Origin of the sequence: Halomonas sp. AOP5-B2-8 (assembly GCF_052376475.1) — a bacterium.
Lineage (GTDB): Bacteria > Pseudomonadota > Gammaproteobacteria > Pseudomonadales > Halomonadaceae > Vreelandella > Vreelandella casei.
Map to the genome: position 1 here is coordinate 480837 of NZ_JBQSVS010000002.1, position 17312 is coordinate 498148.

Consider the following 17312-nt stretch of genomic DNA (forward strand, 5'->3'; position numbering starts at 1 on the left):
GCTTTTTTTACGCCTCTCGCAAATGACGTCATTAAGGATGTTGATCGCATGAAGTATTGGACGTTAAGTGATGATCCGCACGCCGAGCGCGAGGCGCACAAATACGGCAACCCAGCACCAAGCCGGGAATATCTTCTAGCCGCATTAGAAAGCTACGGCAAGCCGATTAGCCACGAAAATATGAGCCGCATGCTGGGTCTTGAAGACGAAGATCTTATCGAAGCCGTCAGGCGCCGTTTGGCCGCCATGGAGCGCGATGGCCAGGTGCTGCGCGATCGTCGAGGCGCCTACGCGCTGATTGATAAGCTCGACTTAGTTAAAGGCAAAGTGCTGGGCCATCGCGATGGCTTTGGCTTTCTGCTGCGCGATGACGGCAAAAAGCCTGATTTGGTGCTGCCGCCGCGTCAAATGCGGCGTGTTTTTCACGGCGATCACGTGCTGGCTCGCATTAGTGGTCGCGACCGTCGTGGTCGCGATGAAGCGACCATCGCCGACGTTATCGCCCGCAACACGCAAACGATTGTAGGCGTTTATCGCAGTAATACACCTGAATTTGGCATCCTGATTCCGGAAAATCCGCGCATCACGCAGGAAGTAATTATTCCTCATAGCGCCTGCGGTGGGGCACAGGATGGACAGGTGATCTCTGCCAAAATCGTTCAGCAGCCCGCTACCCGCGTACAGCCGGTAGGTGAGGTGGTTGAAGTGCTGGGTGAACGCATGGACCCGGGCATGGAAATTGATATAGCGATTCGCAGCTATGACATTCCTGCTGAGTTTTCCCCTGAGGTCATGGATCAAATTGGCGGCATTTCAGCCGAAGTGCTGGAAGACGATAAGCAGCACCGCGTTGATTTGCGTGATGTGCCGCTGGTCACCATTGATGATGAGTCTGCCAAAGACTTCGATGATGCCGTGTGCGCGTGGAAAACAAAATCGGGTGGCTGGAAACTGTTGGTGGCGATCGCCGATGTTTCCCATTATGTACGTCCTGGTACGGCGCTGGATGATGAAGGCCGCACGCGGGGTACCTCGGTCTACTTCCCTGGTCAAGTCGTTCCTATGCTGCCGGAGTTGCTTTCAAACGGCCTTTGTTCACTGAATCCGAATGTGGATCGTTTAGTGCTGGTCTGTGAGATGAATATCTCTCAGACGGGGGCGATTAGTCGTTATCGCTTTTATGAGGCGGTAATGAACTCTCATGCGCGCCTTACTTATAACAAAGTGGCGGCGATTCTTGATGAGAAAAGCGAAGAGGGCGAAGCGCTTCGCTCAGAGTACAGCGAATTAGTGAAGCCGCTGAAAAGCCTAGAAGAGCTTTACTACTTGCTGCGTGAAGCGCGTGCAGAGCGCGGCGCTATCGACTTTGATACCACCGAAACGGCGATCATTTTTAACGATGAGCGGAAGATCGAAAAAATCGTTCCGCGTAGCCGTAATAATGCCCATAAGCTGATTGAAGAATGCATGTTGGCAGCCAACGTTGCTACCGCGCGCTTCTTAGATAAGCACGATTTGCCCGCGCTTTACCGCATCCACGAGCGCCCTACACCTGAACGCCTTGATAAGCTGCGCCTGTTCCTGAACGAACTTGGCCTGTCTGTTGGCGGTGGTGATATGCCGACGCCACAAGACTATCAGGCGCTGCGTGAAGCTATTGCCGATCGTCCCGATTTCGATATCATCCAGACCGTTATGCTGCGCTCGATGAATCAAGCGGTCTATTCGCCGCAAAATGAAGGCCATTTTGGCTTGGCTTATCAAGCCTATGCACACTTCACCTCGCCCATTCGCCGTTATCCTGACCTGTTGGTGCATCGCGCTATACGGTCGGTTATCCGCGGGCCGCGCCAGACCAACACGGTGTTACGCGTTGAGGGTGCACCGGTTGATCCGCCGAGCAAATGGTGCCCGTATACGTTTGAGCAAATGCTTGAGCTGGGCGAGCACTGCTCGATGACTGAGCGGCGCGCCGATGAGGCCACGCGTGATGTTGAGAGCTGGCTGAAGTGTGAGTTTATGTCCGACAAGCTTGGTGAGATGTTTGAGGGCACCATTGCATCGGTTACTCAGTTTGGTCTGTTTGTACGCTTAGATGCCTTTTATGTAGAAGGCTTGGTTCACGTAACCTCGCTGCCTTCCGACTACTATCATTACGAAGCTGAAAAACACCGCCTCAAGGGCGAACGGACGGGCACTACTTACCGGTTAGGCGATGGCCTTACTGTCCAAGTGGCCCGCGTCGATATGGACGACCGTAAAATCGACTTTGGCCTAGGTGATGAGAAGCCTCGCCCGCGCCGTCAGCCCCGCAAAAGTCGCGGCGGAGAAGAGGGCGCTGGCTCTACGGCTGGAGGAGCTAAGGCTGCTGGTGCCAAAGCATCTAACGGCGATCGGCCTGCTGTGCGTCGCGGCCCTCGGCGCACGCGCACTGGTCCGCGCAAGCCATCACCGAATAAGGGTTGAGCATGAAACCGGCATCGTCTCGACGGGGGCCTAAGACTCCCGATGGGTTAGATCAAGTGTATGGCGTGCACGCTCTGCAAAGCCTTCTGGATCGAGGTGAATCACCGCGTGAACTTTGGGTGCAGCAGGGCGCAGGTAGCCGCTTAAAAGAAGTCGTTGCTCAAGCTCAGGCGCGCGGTGCTCGCGTGAAGGAGCAGCCGCGAGATATGCTGGATCAGTTGACTCAAGGCGCGGCTCATCAGGGCGTCGTCGCTTTTTGCCCACCGCTAACGCCTGAGGGCGAAGAGTCGTTATGGTTAAAGCTGCGTGCCTGGCCGTCGTCAACGCCGCCGCTTTTGCTGATTTTAGACGGTGTGACCGACGTGCATAATTTTGGTGCCTGCCTACGCAGTGCCGATGCCGCCGGTGCTCACGGGGTGATTGTCGCGAAAGACAAAGCGGCGCCGCTGAATGCCACCGTGCGTAAAGTGGCCTGTGGCGCTGCCGAAGTTGTTCCGGTGTACCAAGTCACCAATTTGGCGCGCACCCTCGCCAAGCTCAAAGATGCGGGCGTTTGGATAACCGGTACGGCGGGTGAGGCGGAGGCCAGCGTATTTGCAATCGATATGACTGGCCCGACCGCTCTGGTGATGGGCGCTGAAGGCAAGGGCATGCGTCGGTTAACCCGTGAAGCATGTGACAATCTTGCTAAGCTGCCGATGGCGGGTGAGGTGTCTAGTCTGAATGTGTCGGTCGCGGCCGGAATTTGTCTGTTTGAAGCTGTTCGTCAGCGGCAGCTTGCAAGTTAACCCCCGCGCCACTAAGATACACGCGCCCGTTTGTATGCAAGCGGGCGTTAGCTGTGAACAGTGGTAATTGAAATAAACGATCTGTTTGATGCTTCAGTGATTGCTTATGCGGCCACTGAACACTTCAGTTAACTCCTTGCTTCCCAGTCGTCGCTATCTGCTTTAGCAGTGGCACACTAAGGAAGCTGTCAAACCGCAAGGAGATTCCATGCGTCATTACGAAATCGTGTTTATGGTCCACCCGGATCAAAGCGAGCAGGTGCCGGCTATGGTCGAGCGCTACACCAGCATCGTTACTGAAAATAGCGGCACTGTGCACCGTCTAGAAGATTGGGGCCGTCGTCACTTGGCTTACCCGATCAACAAGATCCACAAAGCCCACTACGTGCTGATGAACGTCGAATGTGCTGGCGAGACTCTCGAAGAAATCGAGAATATCTTCCGCTTTAACGACGCCATCATTCGCAGCCTGGTTGTACGCTGCAAGGAAGCTGTTACTGAAGCTTCCCCGATGATGAAACCGGCAGAAGAAAAACGTCCGCGTCGCGAAGAAAAACCGCGCGCTGAAGAAGAAGAAACTGCCTGATTTTTTTCACTGCACGTTTTAAGGAGCTAGTCCATGGCACGTTTTTTCCGTCGCCGTAAGTTTTGCCGTTTTACTGCTGAAGGCATCAAACAGATCGATTATAAAGATCTGGACACGCTGAAGGCTTACGTCACCGAAACCGGCAAGATCGTTCCAAGCCGTATTACCGGTACCAAAGCACGCTATCAGCGTCAGCTGGCGACCGCTATCAAGCGCTCGCGCTATCTGGCACTGCTGCCCTACTCCGATAGCCACCAGTAAGCGTTTAACGTGATGCTGGCACTAGCCCGATGGCTGATGCGGGGCACGCCCTACGCTGCAGGCGTGGCGGCCCTGGCAACGCTAGTGCCTTGGCTGTTCTGGTTAGGAGCAGCCATTGCCGCGCTGATGACCTTACGTAAAGGCTTTGCGCCTGCACTACCGGTGATCATCGCAGCAGCGCTACCGGCTGGCTGGTGGTGGGCCCAGGGAGATGTGATTCCGCTTGCTAGCATATTGTTGGTAACGCTGATGGCCGTCATCCTGCGCGAAAGGATGCGTTGGGGAGAAACATTGATTGTGGGGACATTGGTCGCTGTGGTCATGGTTCAACTTGGCATTTTTTCACCGCCAGGTGGTACAGAGCTAATGCTTGAGCAATTGCGAGAAGGTTCGCAAGAAGTGGATCGCATGCTCACGGAATTTGCCAACCAAGGCTACGATACTCAAACCATTGCCGCGCTGGTAGTGGGGGGAGTTACCGGGCTCGTGGTGCTGTTGGCAGCAATAGTGTGTTTAGCGCTTGCACGAAGCTGGCAAGCTGGGTTGTACAACCCAGGCGGCTTTCGCGAAGAGTTTCACGCACTGCGCTTGAGCCCTAAAGAATTGGCCATTTTGGCCGTGATTGGGGTGGCAGGCTCGCTGTTAGGCGTCCACGCGCTGGCCATGCTTGGCTGGATTCCGCTATTGGTAGCTGGCGTTGCGTTAGTGCACGGGTTTATTGGATTAAAGGGGATGAACGGGCTGTGGCTAGTCGCATTTTATGTGCTGCTAATCACGACCTGGCCCACGATTCTCATTGTGCTGCTGTTGGGGCTGATTGATACATTCGCGAACGTTCGCGCACGCCTTGCCCGCAGCAACTGACAAGAGGTTTACGAGATGGAAGTCATTCTGCTCGACAACATTGGTAAGCTGGGCGGCCTGGGTGACAAGGTCACTGTTAAGCCTGGTTATGGTCGTAACTATTTGGTGCCTTACGGTTTAGCCGTACCGGCCACCAAAGACAATATCGAAGCGTTTGAAGTGCAGCGCGCTGAGCTCGAAGCACAAGCCGCTGAGCGTAAAGCTGAAGCTGAAGCGCGTGCTGAGCAGTTGAACGACATCGAACTGTCTTTGGTTTCCAAAGCAGGCGACGAAGGCAAACTGTTTGGTTCGATTGGTCCACGTGACCTGGCCGACGCGATTTCCTCTGCTGGCATCGATGTTGCCAAGAGCGAAGTACGTATGCCGAATGGCCCGATTCGCCAAACTGGCGAATACGACATCGCGCTACACTTGCACGCTGAAGTGGATGCCGTTGTACGCGTGGTTGTCGTCGCAGAGTAATTCTTTGCGCTGACACGTACGCCTCAAAAGGCGCGGGTTTTCCCGCGCCTTTTGTTATTTCTGGACGTTGCCTAAATTATCCAGTTCATTAGCGCCGGGTACTTTAAGGCAACATCTTGATGATGTGGGTCGTCGCGCGGTATGGGCTCGGCTAAGATAAGCATCTTTACTGGGTACGTTGTCGTATTTAAAGGAGCTTGCCATGCAGGACACGCCTTCTGCTGATAAAGAAACGGCCGCGCTAAAACTGCCGCCGCATTCGCTTGAGGCAGAGCAGTCGGTATTAGGCGGGCTCATGCTGGATAATCAGGCGTGGGATAACGTCTCTGAGCGTCTGGTGGCCGATGATTTTTATCGCTATGAACACCGATTGGTGTTCAATGTGATGATTCATTTAGCCGAATCCGCACAGCCGTTGGACGTGGTGACGATCTCTGAGGCCCTGGAAGCACGCGATCACTTGGATACCGTGGGTGGCCTGGCATTTCTGGCCGAGCTTGCGCGTAACACGCCGTCTGCCAGCAACATTCGTGCCTATGCCGATATTGTGCGTGAACGTGCCACGCTGCGTAAGCTGATCCGCGCGGCTAATCAAATTGCTGACAGCGCCTTTACGCCTCAAGGGCGTCCGGCGGATGAGCTGCTCAATGAAGCTGAGCGGTTAGTATTCCAGATTGCTGAGGAACGCCCTAAAACGGGCGGCCCTATTGGCATGAGTGAGCTGTTAACCAAAGCCGTCGACCGTATTGATGAGTTGTTTAACCTGAAAGGTGAGATGACCGGTCTTTCGACGGGTTTTCGTGACCTGGATGATATGACCACGGGTCTGCAGCCGTCGGATATGGTGGTTATTGCCGGCCGGCCATCAATGGGTAAAACCACGTTTGCCATGAACCTGGTCGAGCATGCGGTCATCGCCAGCGACAAGCCGGTGATGGTGTTCTCGATGGAGATGCCCGCGGAATCGTTGATGCTGAGGATGCTGTCTTCGCTTGGTCGGATTGACCAAACCCGTGTTCGTACCGGTCAATTAGAAGACGAAGACTGGCCACGCTTAACCTCTGCGGTGAATCTGCTCAAAGATAAGCAGCTGTTTATCGATGATACGGCCGCATTGTCGCCCAATGAAATGCGTTCCAGGATGCGTCGAGTAGTTCGTGAGCATGGCAACATTGCGCTGGTCATGATCGATTATCTTCAGCTCATGCAGATCCCCGGCTTCAGTGAAAACCGCACCGGTGAGATTTCTGAAATTTCGCGCTCTTTGAAAGGCTTAGCGAAAGAATTTAATTGCCCGGTCGTCGCGCTTTCACAGCTGAACCGCTCGTTGGAGCAGCGTCCTAACAAGCGTCCTATTATGTCGGATCTACGTGAGTCGGGCGCTATCGAGCAGGATGCTGATGTTATCGCTTTTGTTTATCGCGATGAAGTTTATAACCCTGACAATCCCGACAACCAGGGGATTGCCGAGTTAATTATTGGTAAGCAGCGTAACGGACCTATCGGTACGGTGCATATGGCGTTTATCGGTAAATATACGCGCTTTGAAGATTTAGCCCCGGATAGCTACGGCGATTCGTTTGGCGATTAACTTGATGTGCAATGCAAAAATGGGAGTAGCAAATGGCAGGTGGATTTCGGCGCGGTAATCGGCAGCGTCTTCCTAAGCTTGAAGGTCGCGGTGAGCTACAGTCACTAGAGCGGGAAGGGCCTTTCAAAGAGTGGCTGGGTATGCCGGACCTTTATCGTTACCACCTGGTAGTGGAGGGCGAGAAATACAGCTATCAAACCGAAGACGGAGAGGTTCCCGTCACCGTGGGAGATAAAGTAGTTTTCCGCTATAAAGAAACGAAAGGCGGCAATTGGATTGATCGCAATTCACTGGGTAAAGCGATCGACCCCTCTGAATATCAGTAATTAATCGCATTTGTTGACGCTTTGGTCTGGAACTCTCTTGCACTAGCGTCGTCTTAGTTGTTGAATGTCATGAAACTGAAAGCTGTCATGAAACTGAAAGCTTTCATGAAACTGAAAGCTGTCATGACAATGTAATAATAGGGCAACTGAAATGTCATAGGGCACAGCCATGCTGTGCCCTATTTAGTATGTATCAATAACAGGAGTGAACCATGGAGTTGAAAGATCTTAAACAGTTTGTCGCCAGCCACGACAACTTCGAAATACGCGTGATTATCCATTCGGGTAGTCGTTTTTATCAAATTGAGTTAGAGGATGTTGAAGGCGAGCGCCATATGTTAATGCAGCGCAATAAGCCGATGCTGTTCCGTTCGTTAGATGATGTTTATATGGAGCTTAAGCGTGCCGAGATTCATCGTGCTTATTTAGTCCAGCACGTGCCTCACGATGAAGTCATTGGTCGCGACACGCACTACAGTGAGCCACTTACTTCGCGTATGCCGCTCGTCTTTTAACGCGTTTACGCCACCTTGCTAAGCTTTAGATTGACGTTTTTCCCACCACTGCCCGATTCGTATTCGGCGACGGGCAAAAAACCGGTAACCCGCGTTCATTAGGCCGCGTATCCCCGGCAAGCACGATATCCACACTAGCCGCCGGTAGCCCAATACTGCATACAGGGCACGGCTGGCATCCATTCCGATATACCACTTTCCCTGACTATCGTGTAAATGCAGCTGCCCCATCATGGCGGTGAATTCGCATCCGTGCGTTTGCGCGTTAAAATACTCATCCTGAATATCCACTAATGCGATGTGGTCTATGTGGTGATGTTTGGCTAGCCAGGCAATTTCTTGGCGGCAGAAGGGGCAGTGCCCATCGTGAAATAGAGTGACCGGAGGGCGGGCCTTTAATGGCGTAAAACGGTTCATAATGATTCGCCTATCGGTAGCTATTTTCAAAATAGTTATACAAGTAGTAATTGTAGTATAACTTTATGCCGACAGTATGCCGATAAGTGATAGAATTTGCGTGAGCCGCTTGGCAATTAAGTCGCCATATTTTGTGTCTTTTTATTTTTTTAATGACCTTTTTTCAATTGTTTAGGTATTTTCGGGAGTAAATGTAATGACCGAAAGCGTCGTCAAGGATCAGCCTGGGGCAGGGCGTTTAGCGCACGCGTCCAGTGATCACCCGCCGGTGCCGCGTGCCAAAGTGGGTGTTGTGCTCGCAAATCTAGGTACGCCGGATGCCACTGACTATTGGTCCGTGCGTCGTTACTTAAATGAGTTTCTCTCTGATCAGCGCGTGGTCGACTATGCCCGCTGGAAATGGCAGCCGCTGCTGCAACTGCTTGTGTTGACTAAACGCCCATTCTCGTCGGGTAAAGCGTATCGCAGTATCTGGAATAACGACAAAAATGAAAGTCCGCTACTGACCATAACTCGCGCGCAGACCGAGAAAATGACGGCGCGCTTAAAGGCGCTTTATGGTGATGATGTTGAAGTTGATTTCTGTATGCGTTATGGAAATCCTTCAACCCAAAGTGTGCTGACGCGCTTAAAAGAGAAGGGCTGCGAAAAAATCGTATTTTTCCCGCTTTATCCTCAATACGGCTCACCAACGACAGCATCGGCTAACGACCAAGCGTTTCGTACGCTGATGAAGATGAAGTGGCAGCCTTATATCCGTACGGTGCCCGCGTATTTTGACCATCCTACCTATCTTCGGGCTCTGGCTAACTCTGTGCAAGAGGCGTACGCCGAGTTGCCGACGCGTCCAACCAAGCTGGTGGCTAGCTATCACGGAGTTCCTGAACGCTACCTGATGCAAGGGGATCCTTATCACTGCCAGTGTCAGAAAACAACGCGGCTGCTGCGCGAAACACTCGGCTTTAGCAAAGAAGAAGTGGATACCGCCTTTCAATCGAAGTTTGGCCCCGAGAAGTGGCTGGGGCCGGCTACCGTTAAGCACGTGGCTGAGTTGGCTCAACAGGGGCACAAGCACATCGCGATTATCTCACCCGCTTTCTCATCAGACTGCATTGAGACCCTTGAAGAGATAGAAGAAGAGATTCGCGATAGCTTTATGAAGGCAGGTGGTGAAACGTTTAGCTACATACCGTGCTTGAATGATCGCGACGATCATATAGAGGCACTGCTTGCCGTGATTAATAACGAATTAGCCGGATGGTTGCCTCCCCACTGATTTTTTCTAAAGCGCAATAATAGCCGTAGCGGGGGTTACTTCGCTGCGGCTATTTGCATTTAAGCGTTTGACTGGTCAGGCAAAACTGTCTGTTATAAGCTGTCTCACTTTGAAATCACTATTATTCAACGCTGGCGTTCCAGTCCAAAGGCATGGTGCCCATAGCCCTCGCGCCCGATCTAACGGTGGGGCGTTTCGTTATTTAGGAGATAATGCTAGATGCAACTTGCCATATTAATGGGTTTTTTGCTGGCTGCATCGTCGCCGTTGCTGCATCGATGGTTCGGCCAGCGCGCAAGCCTTGTGCTGGCAGTATTCCCAGCAGGGCTGGCGGCGTGGTTAGCCCTTCAGGCTCCCTATGTGATTGGCAATGGCAGCTTGCTACTCGAGTGGCAGTGGGTGCCGTCATTGGGTATCAGCCTTACGTTTTTGTTAGATGGCCTGTCGCTACTCTTCGGGCTGTTGATTACCGTCATTGGTGCTTTCGTTTTAATTTATGCCGGCGGCTATTTGAAAGATCATCCTGATCTCGCGCGGTTTCATATCGCGTTAATAGCCTTCATGGTTTCCATGCTAGGGCTGGTATTGGCCGACGGCTTATTAACGCTGTTCATCTTTTGGGAGTTAACCAGTATTACCTCGTATTTGCTGATTGGTTTTAATCATGCGGATATTGAGGCACGCAAGTCAGCGCGTCAGGGATTATTTGTGACCGTCGCCGGCGGCTTGGCGTTAATGGCTGGTCTGATACTGCTGGGCATTGCTAGCGACAGCTGGTCGCTGTCAGAGATTCTTGGTAGCGATACAGATTTACGTGAGCATGCGCTTTATACCCCCATGCTGATCTGCTTGCTGCTTGGCGCGTTCACTAAGTCAGCTCAGTTTCCGTTTCATTTTTGGCTGCCTAACGCGATGGCTGCGCCAACGCCGGTTTCGGCTTACTTGCACTCAGCCACCATGGTGAAAGCGGGTATTTATCTGCTCGCGCGGCTATATCCAGAGCTGGGCGGCACGGCGTTGTGGGTAGGGATTCTTTCCGTAGTCGGCGCGACCACGATGTTGACCGGTTCGTTCTTAGCTATTCAGCATACGAATATTAAAAAACTATTAGCCTACTCAACGATTATGGCGCTGGGCACACTGACAATGCTGTTAGGTATTGGCGGTGACTATGCGATGACCGCTTTCGTTACTTTCCTTTTGGCGCACTCTTTGTATAAAGGGGCGCTATTTATGGTCGCCGGTATTTTGGATCACGAAACCGGTACCAAGGATGTGACGCACATGGGGGGGCTACGTTCAGTGATGCCGGTAACGGCAACGATTGCGCTGATTGCTGCGCTCTCGTTAGCTGGGGTACCGCCGTTAATAGGCTTTATCGGCAAGGAGCTGAAGTTTGAGTCGGCACTCGGCGCCGACAGCTTCAACATGCTGCTGGTGATATTTGCCTTTATTGCCGCGATATTAACGATCGCGGTAGCCTTTATTATTGCGTTACGTCCTTTTTACGGCAAACGTCATCAAACACCGCTAGATCCTCATGAGGCGCCGCTCAGCATGCTAGCGGGGCCGGCGCTTTTAGCAACAGGGTCACTTTTGCTTGGTTTATGGCCTGCGACGTTAGGCGCCGATGCACTGCTGAGCGCTGCCGCGAGCTCCATTTCTGGGCAACCGAGCGACGTTTCTTTGTCGCTTTGGTATGGCGTGAACGTGGCATTAATAATGTCGATTGTCAGCCTTGGCTTAGGCTTTTTGCTGTTTAAACGCTGGGACAGCGTACGTGCCAAGTTATCCATACTGGCGCCGGTTATGCGCCATGGCCCTGAGGCCGGCTATGAGAGCGCGATGAATGGCATCGTACATTTCTCCGAGTGGCAAACGCGCATACTGCAAAACGGCTATATGCGTAATTACATTCTTATTATGCTGATTACGCTGATCGTTTTGATTAGTAACTCCATATTGCTGCGCCATTCGCCTGAGCTTGCCTTTGACCTAGACGTGCGCTTTCACGAGGCCGTTGTCGCAGGCTGTATGGTAATGGGAGCGTTGTTCGCGACCATTTCTCGATCCCGGCTTGGGGCGGTGGTGTCGGTAGGCGTGATGGGCTTCTCTATCGCGTTAATCTTTATTCTTTTCAGTGCGCCTGATCTCGCCATTACCCAGCTGCTGGTGGAAACCTTGACGGTGATTTTGCTGGTACTGGTATTGTTCCGGCTGCCGCGCTTTTCGAGTCTTTCTACCAGCCTTGAGCGTATCCGTGATGGCGCTGTCGCCGCCATGATGGGTATTTTGATTTGCCTGCTGATTATGACTTCGTGGAGTATTCAGCAGTTTGAACCTATCTCGACATACATGATTGAGAACAGCGCCCCTTTGGCCTTTGGCCGCAATATCGTCAATGTCATTTTGGTCGATTACCGGGCGCTAGATACGCTAGGTGAGATGTTTGTCTTGGCGCTCGCAGCCGTTGGCGTTATTGCCATGCTGAAGCTGCGTCATAGCGAAGGTAATGAGAATAAACCGAGTGAAAACAGCAAAGTAGCGGCTAAGGAGCCTAACAATGGTTAAGTCAGGCACCATTATCCTCAATACGGCAGCGCGTTTTTTAATGCCGCTGCAGCTGATGTTTTCCGTTTTCTTGTTGCTTAGAGGACACGATGAGCCGGGCGGCGGTTTTATCGCAGGCCTGGTGGCGGCGGGGGCATTTACGCTTTACCTGTTTGCCTTTGGCGTTAGCGCGACCAAGCAAGTGCTGCGTATGGTTGACCCCAAAGACCTTATTGGCATTGGTTTATTGCTGGGAATGATTTCCGTCGTGCCTGCCTGGTTTATGGGGCAACCGTTTTTAACCGCCCAGTGGTGGACTATTCCAATCATCGACTTTAAAGCCTCCACGCCGCTGATTTTTGATATCGGTGTGTATTTCGCGGTGCTGGGCTCAGTCACCGGTATGGTGATGACGCTGATGGAGGTCGACAAGGATGAACCTTGAGTTAACAGGAGGCTCAGCATGGAACCACTAATGGCGGTAGCCATAGGGCTGCTTTACGCAACGGCTATTTTCATGATGCTGCGTCGCTCTATCGTGAAGCTGGTGATTGGTTTAATGCTGCTTTCAAACGCGGCCAATTTGCTGATCTTTACAACGGCGGGATTGACGCGGGGCGCGCCGCCACTGATTCCTGAAGGCATGATGCAGCCGGTAGGCGCCGTCGCTGATCCCTTACCCCAAGCGGTAGTGCTGACAGCTATCGTAATTGCCTTTGGCGTGCTTGCCTTTGCGGTGGTGTTGATTCGACGTGCCTATGAAGTGGTTAAGGCTGATGATCTCGATAAGATGAAGGATACCGATACGTGAGGCCTGAAGTTGCTCTTCCCGTCCTCTTGCCGCTGCTTTCAGGGGCAATCTCTTTGTTGTTTTGGCGTTCCCGCCCCATGCAGCGCTTTTTGGCAGTGGCCGGTAATGCGGCGCTGCTGATTGTTAGTCTGTGGCTGTTCGTATCAACGCTCTCAGACGGCTACGTCACGATGCAGATGGGCAGCTGGCCCGCGCCGTTTGGCATCACGCTCATCGCCGATATGCTGAGTGCCGTCATGGTGCTGATGACCGCCGTCATTGGTTTGGCAATGGGGATCTATTCGCTGGCCACGACCGGCCGGGGGCATGAAAAATTTGGCTACTACCCTTTAATGCACCTGCTCTTAGCCGGCGTTATGGGGGCATTTTTAACCGGTGATATCTTTAACCTTTATGTGTGGTTTGAGGTAATGCTGGTGGCGTCGTTTGCGCTGCTGATTCTAGGCGGTGAGCGTGCGCAGATGGAGGGGGCGATTAAATATGTCACCTTGAATCTGCTGGCATCGGTCATTTTTTTGACCGCCGTTGGGCTTCTCTACGGGATGGTGGGGACGCTTAATATGGCCGATATTGCGCTGCGTATGGGGGAGGCTGAGCACACGGGCATGGTTGAAGTGTTGGCCGTTATGTTTATGGTGGCCTTCGGCATTAAGGCAGCCGCCTTTCCATTGTTCTTTTGGCTACCTGCTTCTTATCACACGCCGCCTGTCGCCGTTTCAGCTCTGTTTGCCGGGCTGCTCACCAAGGTCGGCGTTTATGCGCTGTTCCGCGTTTTTACGCTGATGTTTGACCAGACCATGGGCTATTTGCAGGACATTATGCTCTGGGGGGCGGTCTTTACGATGGTGACTGGCGTGCTGGGCGCGGCGGCCCAATATGAGTTTAGGCGTATTCTATCGTTTCATATTGTCAGCCAGATTGGCTATATGATCTTAGGGTTAGCGCTTTATACGCCCTTGGCGATAGCCGGTGGCGTGTTTGCCATCGTGCATAATATGGTGGTGAAAACTAACCTCTTCTTGATTAGCGGGATCACCCATCGTCTGCAGGGTACGTATCAACTCAAAAAGATGGGAGGCTTGTATCGGGAGCGCCCCTGGCTAGCCGTTGCCTTCTTTATTTCGGCTTTCTCTCTAGCGGGCATCCCGCCGCTGTCTGGTTTCTTTGCTAAATTTGTCATTGTGCGCGCAGGCCTCGAAGCTGAAGCCTATGTCGTAACTGGGATCGCGCTGGCGGTAGGTTTAATGACGCTCTACTCCATGGTGAAAATTTGGAATGAGGTGTTCTGGAAGTCGCTGCCGGAAGATAATCACGTGCCTGAAACTGTTACTCCGACAGGAGATGATGGTCGATTGTTAAAGCCAAGCCTGTGGATGATGTATTTACCGGTGATGGTGCTGGCGATGTCTTCTCTGTTGATCGGGGTATTTGCTGAGCCGATTATGTGGGTGATGACGGGCATTGGTGATCAGTTGCTTGAACCATCGGGGTATATCGAAGCCGTTCTGGGCGCTTCGGCCAGTGTAGAAGACACGTTGCTGAATTCATCAGCAGCGGACGCTGAAGAAGCGGCAACAGGAGAGGATGCGCCATGACAGGAGCTATTTGGAACTTACTATTAGGTCTGGCATGGGTCTTGTTGAGCGGTGACTTCACCGGTTTGAATCTTCTTATCGGCTTGATATTTGGCTATATCACGCTTGTTTTGATTGAGCCTCAGCTTGACTCATTGAAAGGTTACCCGGCGCGGGTGCCGCGGCTTGTGGGCTTTATCGGTTTTTTCCTGAAAGAACTGATTCAAGCCAACCTGCGCGTGGCTTTTGATATTTTGACGCCGCCTTGGCATATGAAACCTGGCGTTATTGCGCTGCCACTTTCGGCTCGTACGGAAATGGAAATCACCATGGTGGCTAACTTGATTTCGCTGACACCCGGCACACTTAGCTTAGATGTGTCTGATGATCGTAAGGTGCTGTATATCCATGCGATGTTTTTAGACGATGAAGAAGAGCTGCGGCGTAATTTAAAAGAGATGGAGCACCGGGCCCTGGAGCTATTTCGCTGATGGATACCGTTATTTTAATTAGCCAAGTGATTATGAGCATAGCGCTCATACTCACCTTCGTGCGTGTTGTACGCGGCCCCAGTTTGCCCGATCGCGTTGTAGCGTTAGAGCTTTTTTCGACCACCTTGGTAGGGTTGGTGGGGGTTTATGCGATCAAAACAGAGGTTGCTAGTTTCCTCGACGCCGCAATTGTGGTCGCACTTATGGGCTTTTTGGCGGCTATTGGCTTTGCGCGTTTTTTAGAACGAGGAGGCCCGCGCGATGATTGATTTTATAAAAGGCACGCTGATTCTTGGCGGTGCGCTGTTTATGCTGCTTGCCTCTGTAGGTTTGCTGCGTTTACCCGACCTGCTAACACGTATGCATGCGACCACCAAAGCCGCCGCACTAGGCGTGATTTTAATAATGCTGGCGGCGGCAATGCACTTTGCTGAAGTGGGAATCGTCGCGCGCTCTTTTGCCATCATATTATTTATTTTAATGACAGCACCGGTGGCCGCCCATGTGATTGGTCGTGCCGGTTATTTCGTTGGGTCCAAGCTTTGGAGCGGCACAATAAAGGATGAATTACGGCCTAACTATGATCCTTTGACCCACGAATTAAAAAGTGGCTTGGAGACCCAAGAAAATGCCAAACGCCAGCCACGAGATACCGACCCAGACTAGAGCGATCGTTTGCAGTTTTTATCCTGCCGCTAAGTCACCTACGGGTGGCTTTTTTGCGTTTGATGTTCCGCAGTGCTGACGTTTATCATCTCCTATTGATAATAATTAATGTACAACAGTTATACCGTGTAGGATCATGTGTTCATGATTAGTCATGTGCTTATTAAGAAGTGCGCCTGTGAGTATGCAACGCAAACAACACCTGCCCCAGAAAACGTGTGCTTTATGCCAGCGCCCCTTTGTTTGGCGAAAGAAATGGACACGTTGTTGGGATGAGGTGCGCTATTGCAGCGAGCGGTGTCGACGTACTGCAAAACAGCAATGCGCTGCTGGGAGGCAAGGGCATGAACCCCACCGTTGATATTGTCTGGCTGCAAGACGACCTGCGCGTGGCCGACAACCCTCTGTTGCACTTTAATGCTCCCCCCAGTCATTTACTGTGCCTTTATGTGTTGGACCAGCGGTGGTGTGCTCCTCTCATAAAAGACGATTCTGTGCCGCGGATAGGCCCAGCGCGTTTACGCTTCCTATGGCAATGCTTAATGGCGTTGCGCGGCGAGCTTTTAAAGCGCGGCAGTGATTTGCTTGTCCGCATCGGTAATCCAAGCGATGTGGTGATTGAGCTGGCCTGGTCGCTTAGTGCGCGCCATGTCCGCGTTTCTGACCACCCAGGGGTTGAAGAAATACAGCAGATTAAAGCGGTGGCCAGTGGGCTTTCCGACCAAACAACGCTGAGCTGTATTGAGAGCGGGCAGCTGATTAATCGGCAGGCGCTGCCTTTCGACGCGGATAGGCTACCGCAAAGTTTTTCGGCCTTTAGGCGCTGCGTAGAAAAAAACTGCTCACTTTCCGCGAGCCGACCTGCACCGGTAACACTGCCGCCTTGGCCTGAGGCGCCGCGTGGCTTTCCGCCGTTAAAGGCTGTCTCTGAGCATAGCGCTGTGTGGCAGCCGGATACACGTCAAGGCTATACCTACGTGGGAGGGGAGTCGGCGGCGCATGCGCGTCTTCATGACTATCTGTGGCATCAAAAGGGCGCAGAAGTCTATAAGCAAACCCGCAACGGTCTTTTAGGCGCGAATTTTTCAACACGCATTTCGCCGTGGCTTGCGCGCGGCTGTGTCACGGTATGCCAAGTTAATGATGCAGTGAAAGCGTGGGAAGCCGAACACGGCAGCAATGAATCGAGCTACTGGATCACGTTTGAACTGCTTTGGCGTGAGTATTTTATACGTGTCGCCCAGGCTGAAGGTGTGCAAATGTTTGGTAAGGTTCTAGCGGCCAAGCCGAGTGCGGCGTTTGATGCTTGGCGTAATGCTGTGACTGGCGTGCCGTTTGTGGATGCGGCCATGCTGGAACTTCATCGCACTGGCTGGATATCCAATCGCGCCAGGCAAAATGTCGCCAGCTTCTTGGTCAACGACCTGCAGGTAGACTGGCGTTTAGGCGCTTTATGGTTCGAGCATTGCTTGATTGATTATGACGTTGCCAGCAATTGGGGAAACTGGCGTTATATCGCCGGCGTGGGAAGAGGCGCGTGTCATCGTCGCTACTTTGATGTGCAGCAGCAGGTCAATCATTATGACCCGCATGGGCGCTATGTCGCCCACTGGATGACATCGCTTGAAAGATAATTGCGCCCTCTAATCAGCCTCAGCGTCTAGTATC

General features: G+C 52.5%; 20 protein-coding genes. 19 read left to right on the forward strand and 1 reads right to left on the reverse strand.

Features of this window, described 5'->3' with window-relative positions; translation table 11 throughout:
• The first annotated feature begins 48 nt into the window (after nt 1–48).
• From rnr to ACT3RP_RS06880, 9 genes are all read left to right on the forward strand, one after another.
• Nucleotides 49–2466 (forward strand): ribonuclease R, encoded by a 2418-nt coding sequence (gene rnr / locus ACT3RP_RS06840; protein WP_483393517.1) that lies wholly within the window; start codon nt 49–51, stop codon nt 2464–2466.
• A gap of 2 nt (nt 2467–2468) precedes the next feature.
• Entirely contained in the window at nt 2469–3254 is a 786-nt protein-coding gene (rlmB, locus tag ACT3RP_RS06845; RefSeq protein ID WP_096278958.1) for a 23S rRNA (guanosine(2251)-2'-O)-methyltransferase RlmB, read from the forward strand.
• A 208-nt stretch (nt 3255–3462) separates the two neighbouring features.
• Entirely contained in the window at nt 3463–3840 is a 378-nt protein-coding gene (gene rpsF, locus ACT3RP_RS06850; protein WP_096278960.1) for a 30S ribosomal protein S6, read from the forward strand.
• A 33-nt stretch (nt 3841–3873) separates the two neighbouring features.
• On the forward strand, nt 3874–4101 hold the full coding sequence (gene rpsR / locus ACT3RP_RS06855) for a 30S ribosomal protein S18 (RefSeq protein WP_007113337.1): 228 nt from the start codon (nt 3874–3876) through the stop codon (nt 4099–4101).
• 12 nt (nt 4102–4113) lie between these two features.
• A complete protein-coding gene (locus ACT3RP_RS06860; protein ID WP_096278962.1) occupies nt 4114–4965 on the forward strand; it encodes a hypothetical protein in 852 nt (283 codons plus the stop codon).
• A 15-nt stretch (nt 4966–4980) separates the two neighbouring features.
• Nucleotides 4981–5427, forward strand: a complete 447-nt coding sequence (gene rplI, locus ACT3RP_RS06865) for a 50S ribosomal protein L9 (protein ID WP_096278964.1) — start codon at nt 4981–4983, stop codon at nt 5425–5427.
• Nucleotides 5428–5629: 202 nt separating this feature from the next.
• Nucleotides 5630–7018 (forward strand): replicative DNA helicase, encoded by a 1389-nt coding sequence (gene dnaB, locus ACT3RP_RS06870; RefSeq protein ID WP_096278966.1) that lies wholly within the window; start codon nt 5630–5632, stop codon nt 7016–7018.
• Nucleotides 7019–7050: 32 nt separating this feature from the next.
• Nucleotides 7051–7344 carry a hypothetical protein gene (locus ACT3RP_RS06875; RefSeq protein WP_096278968.1) on the forward strand — a complete coding sequence of 98 codons (294 nt, stop codon included), beginning with the start codon at nt 7051–7053 and terminating at the stop codon, nt 7342–7344.
• Between the two features lie 212 nt (nt 7345–7556).
• Complete coding sequence (locus ACT3RP_RS06880) at nt 7557–7859, forward strand: DUF6482 family protein (protein ID WP_096278970.1); 303 nt, start codon at nt 7557–7559, stop codon at nt 7857–7859.
• A gap of 18 nt (nt 7860–7877) precedes the next feature.
• On the opposite strand, the gene ACT3RP_RS06885 is transcribed toward ACT3RP_RS06880, so the two are convergent.
• Nucleotides 7878–8276, reverse strand: a complete 399-nt coding sequence (locus ACT3RP_RS06885; RefSeq protein WP_441684755.1) for a thiol-disulfide oxidoreductase DCC family protein — start codon at nt 8274–8276, stop codon at nt 7878–7880.
• A gap of 196 nt (nt 8277–8472) precedes the next feature.
• On the opposite strand from ACT3RP_RS06885, the gene hemH reads away from it, so the two are divergent.
• The 10 genes from hemH (at nt 8473) to ACT3RP_RS06935 (ending at nt 17278) form a co-directional block, all read left to right on the forward strand.
• Complete coding sequence (gene hemH, locus ACT3RP_RS06890; protein ID WP_483393518.1) at nt 8473–9552, forward strand: ferrochelatase; 1080 nt, start codon at nt 8473–8475, stop codon at nt 9550–9552.
• A 219-nt stretch (nt 9553–9771) separates the two neighbouring features.
• Complete coding sequence (locus ACT3RP_RS06895) at nt 9772–12123, forward strand: putative monovalent cation/H+ antiporter subunit A (RefSeq protein ID WP_444625337.1); 2352 nt, start codon at nt 9772–9774, stop codon at nt 12121–12123.
• Nucleotides 12116–12547 carry a Na+/H+ antiporter subunit B gene (locus tag ACT3RP_RS06900; RefSeq protein WP_441684761.1) on the forward strand — a complete coding sequence of 144 codons (432 nt, stop codon included), beginning with the start codon at nt 12116–12118 and terminating at the stop codon, nt 12545–12547. The genes ACT3RP_RS06895 and ACT3RP_RS06900 overlap by 8 nt, the downstream gene beginning before the upstream one ends.
• 18 nt (nt 12548–12565) lie before the next feature.
• Nucleotides 12566–12913, forward strand: coding sequence for a Na+/H+ antiporter subunit C (locus tag ACT3RP_RS06905; RefSeq protein WP_096278980.1), 348 nt, complete (start codon nt 12566–12568; stop codon nt 12911–12913).
• Nucleotides 12910–14508: a Na+/H+ antiporter subunit D gene (locus tag ACT3RP_RS06910; protein WP_444625339.1), complete on the forward strand. Its 1599-nt coding sequence runs from the start codon at nt 12910–12912 to the stop codon at nt 14506–14508. The genes ACT3RP_RS06905 and ACT3RP_RS06910 overlap by 4 nt, the downstream gene beginning before the upstream one ends.
• Nucleotides 14505–14978, forward strand: a complete 474-nt coding sequence (locus tag ACT3RP_RS06915; RefSeq protein ID WP_096278984.1) for a Na+/H+ antiporter subunit E — start codon at nt 14505–14507, stop codon at nt 14976–14978. The genes ACT3RP_RS06910 and ACT3RP_RS06915 overlap by 4 nt, the downstream gene beginning before the upstream one ends.
• A complete protein-coding gene (locus tag ACT3RP_RS06920) occupies nt 14978–15247 on the forward strand; it encodes an MrpF/PhaF family protein (protein ID WP_096278986.1) in 270 nt (89 codons plus the stop codon). Before ACT3RP_RS06915 ends, ACT3RP_RS06920 begins: the two co-directional genes overlap by 1 nt.
• Nucleotides 15240–15644, forward strand: coding sequence for a monovalent cation/H(+) antiporter subunit G (gene mnhG / locus ACT3RP_RS06925; RefSeq protein ID WP_096278988.1), 405 nt, complete (start codon nt 15240–15242; stop codon nt 15642–15644). Before ACT3RP_RS06920 ends, mnhG begins: the two co-directional genes overlap by 8 nt.
• 184 nt (nt 15645–15828) lie before the next feature.
• Nucleotides 15829–16005 carry a DUF2256 domain-containing protein gene (locus ACT3RP_RS06930; RefSeq protein ID WP_483393562.1) on the forward strand — a complete coding sequence of 59 codons (177 nt, stop codon included), beginning with the start codon at nt 15829–15831 and terminating at the stop codon, nt 16003–16005.
• Nucleotides 15989–17278: a DASH family cryptochrome gene (locus tag ACT3RP_RS06935; RefSeq protein WP_483393519.1), complete on the forward strand. Its 1290-nt coding sequence runs from the start codon at nt 15989–15991 to the stop codon at nt 17276–17278. Before ACT3RP_RS06930 ends, ACT3RP_RS06935 begins: the two co-directional genes overlap by 17 nt.
• Nucleotides 17279–17312 lie beyond the last annotated feature (34 nt).

Excerpts from the sequence above, each read along its gene's own strand:
- rnr (WP_483393517.1), top strand. The coding sequence starts at position 49 with ATGAAGTATTGGACGTTAAGTGATGATCCGCACGCCGAGCGCGAGGCG.
- rlmB (WP_096278958.1), top strand. The coding sequence starts at position 2,469 with ATGAAACCGGCATCGTCTCGACGGGGGCCTAAGACTCCCGATGGGTTA.
- rpsF (WP_096278960.1), top strand. The coding sequence starts at position 3,463 with ATGCGTCATTACGAAATCGTGTTTATGGTCCACCCGGATCAAAGCGAG.
- rpsR (WP_007113337.1), top strand. The coding sequence starts at position 3,874 with ATGGCACGTTTTTTCCGTCGCCGTAAGTTTTGCCGTTTTACTGCTGAA.
- ACT3RP_RS06860 (WP_096278962.1), top strand. The coding sequence starts at position 4,114 with ATGCTGGCACTAGCCCGATGGCTGATGCGGGGCACGCCCTACGCTGCA.
- rplI (WP_096278964.1), top strand. The coding sequence starts at position 4,981 with ATGGAAGTCATTCTGCTCGACAACATTGGTAAGCTGGGCGGCCTGGGT.
- dnaB (WP_096278966.1), top strand. The coding sequence starts at position 5,630 with ATGCAGGACACGCCTTCTGCTGATAAAGAAACGGCCGCGCTAAAACTG.
- ACT3RP_RS06875 (WP_096278968.1), top strand. The coding sequence starts at position 7,051 with ATGGCAGGTGGATTTCGGCGCGGTAATCGGCAGCGTCTTCCTAAGCTT.
- ACT3RP_RS06880 (WP_096278970.1), top strand. The coding sequence starts at position 7,557 with ATGGAGTTGAAAGATCTTAAACAGTTTGTCGCCAGCCACGACAACTTC.
- ACT3RP_RS06885 (WP_441684755.1), bottom strand. The coding sequence starts at position 8,276 with ATGAACCGTTTTACGCCATTAAAGGCCCGCCCTCCGGTCACTCTATTT.
- hemH (WP_483393518.1), top strand. The coding sequence starts at position 8,473 with ATGACCGAAAGCGTCGTCAAGGATCAGCCTGGGGCAGGGCGTTTAGCG.
- ACT3RP_RS06895 (WP_444625337.1), top strand. The coding sequence starts at position 9,772 with ATGCAACTTGCCATATTAATGGGTTTTTTGCTGGCTGCATCGTCGCCG.
- ACT3RP_RS06900 (WP_441684761.1), top strand. The coding sequence starts at position 12,116 with ATGGTTAAGTCAGGCACCATTATCCTCAATACGGCAGCGCGTTTTTTA.
- ACT3RP_RS06905 (WP_096278980.1), top strand. The coding sequence starts at position 12,566 with ATGGAACCACTAATGGCGGTAGCCATAGGGCTGCTTTACGCAACGGCT.
- ACT3RP_RS06915 (WP_096278984.1), top strand. The coding sequence starts at position 14,505 with ATGACAGGAGCTATTTGGAACTTACTATTAGGTCTGGCATGGGTCTTG.
- ACT3RP_RS06920 (WP_096278986.1), top strand. The coding sequence starts at position 14,978 with ATGGATACCGTTATTTTAATTAGCCAAGTGATTATGAGCATAGCGCTC.
- mnhG (WP_096278988.1), top strand. The coding sequence starts at position 15,240 with ATGATTGATTTTATAAAAGGCACGCTGATTCTTGGCGGTGCGCTGTTT.
- ACT3RP_RS06930 (WP_483393562.1), top strand. The coding sequence starts at position 15,829 with ATGCAACGCAAACAACACCTGCCCCAGAAAACGTGTGCTTTATGCCAG.
- ACT3RP_RS06935 (WP_483393519.1), top strand. The coding sequence starts at position 15,989 with ATGAACCCCACCGTTGATATTGTCTGGCTGCAAGACGACCTGCGCGTG.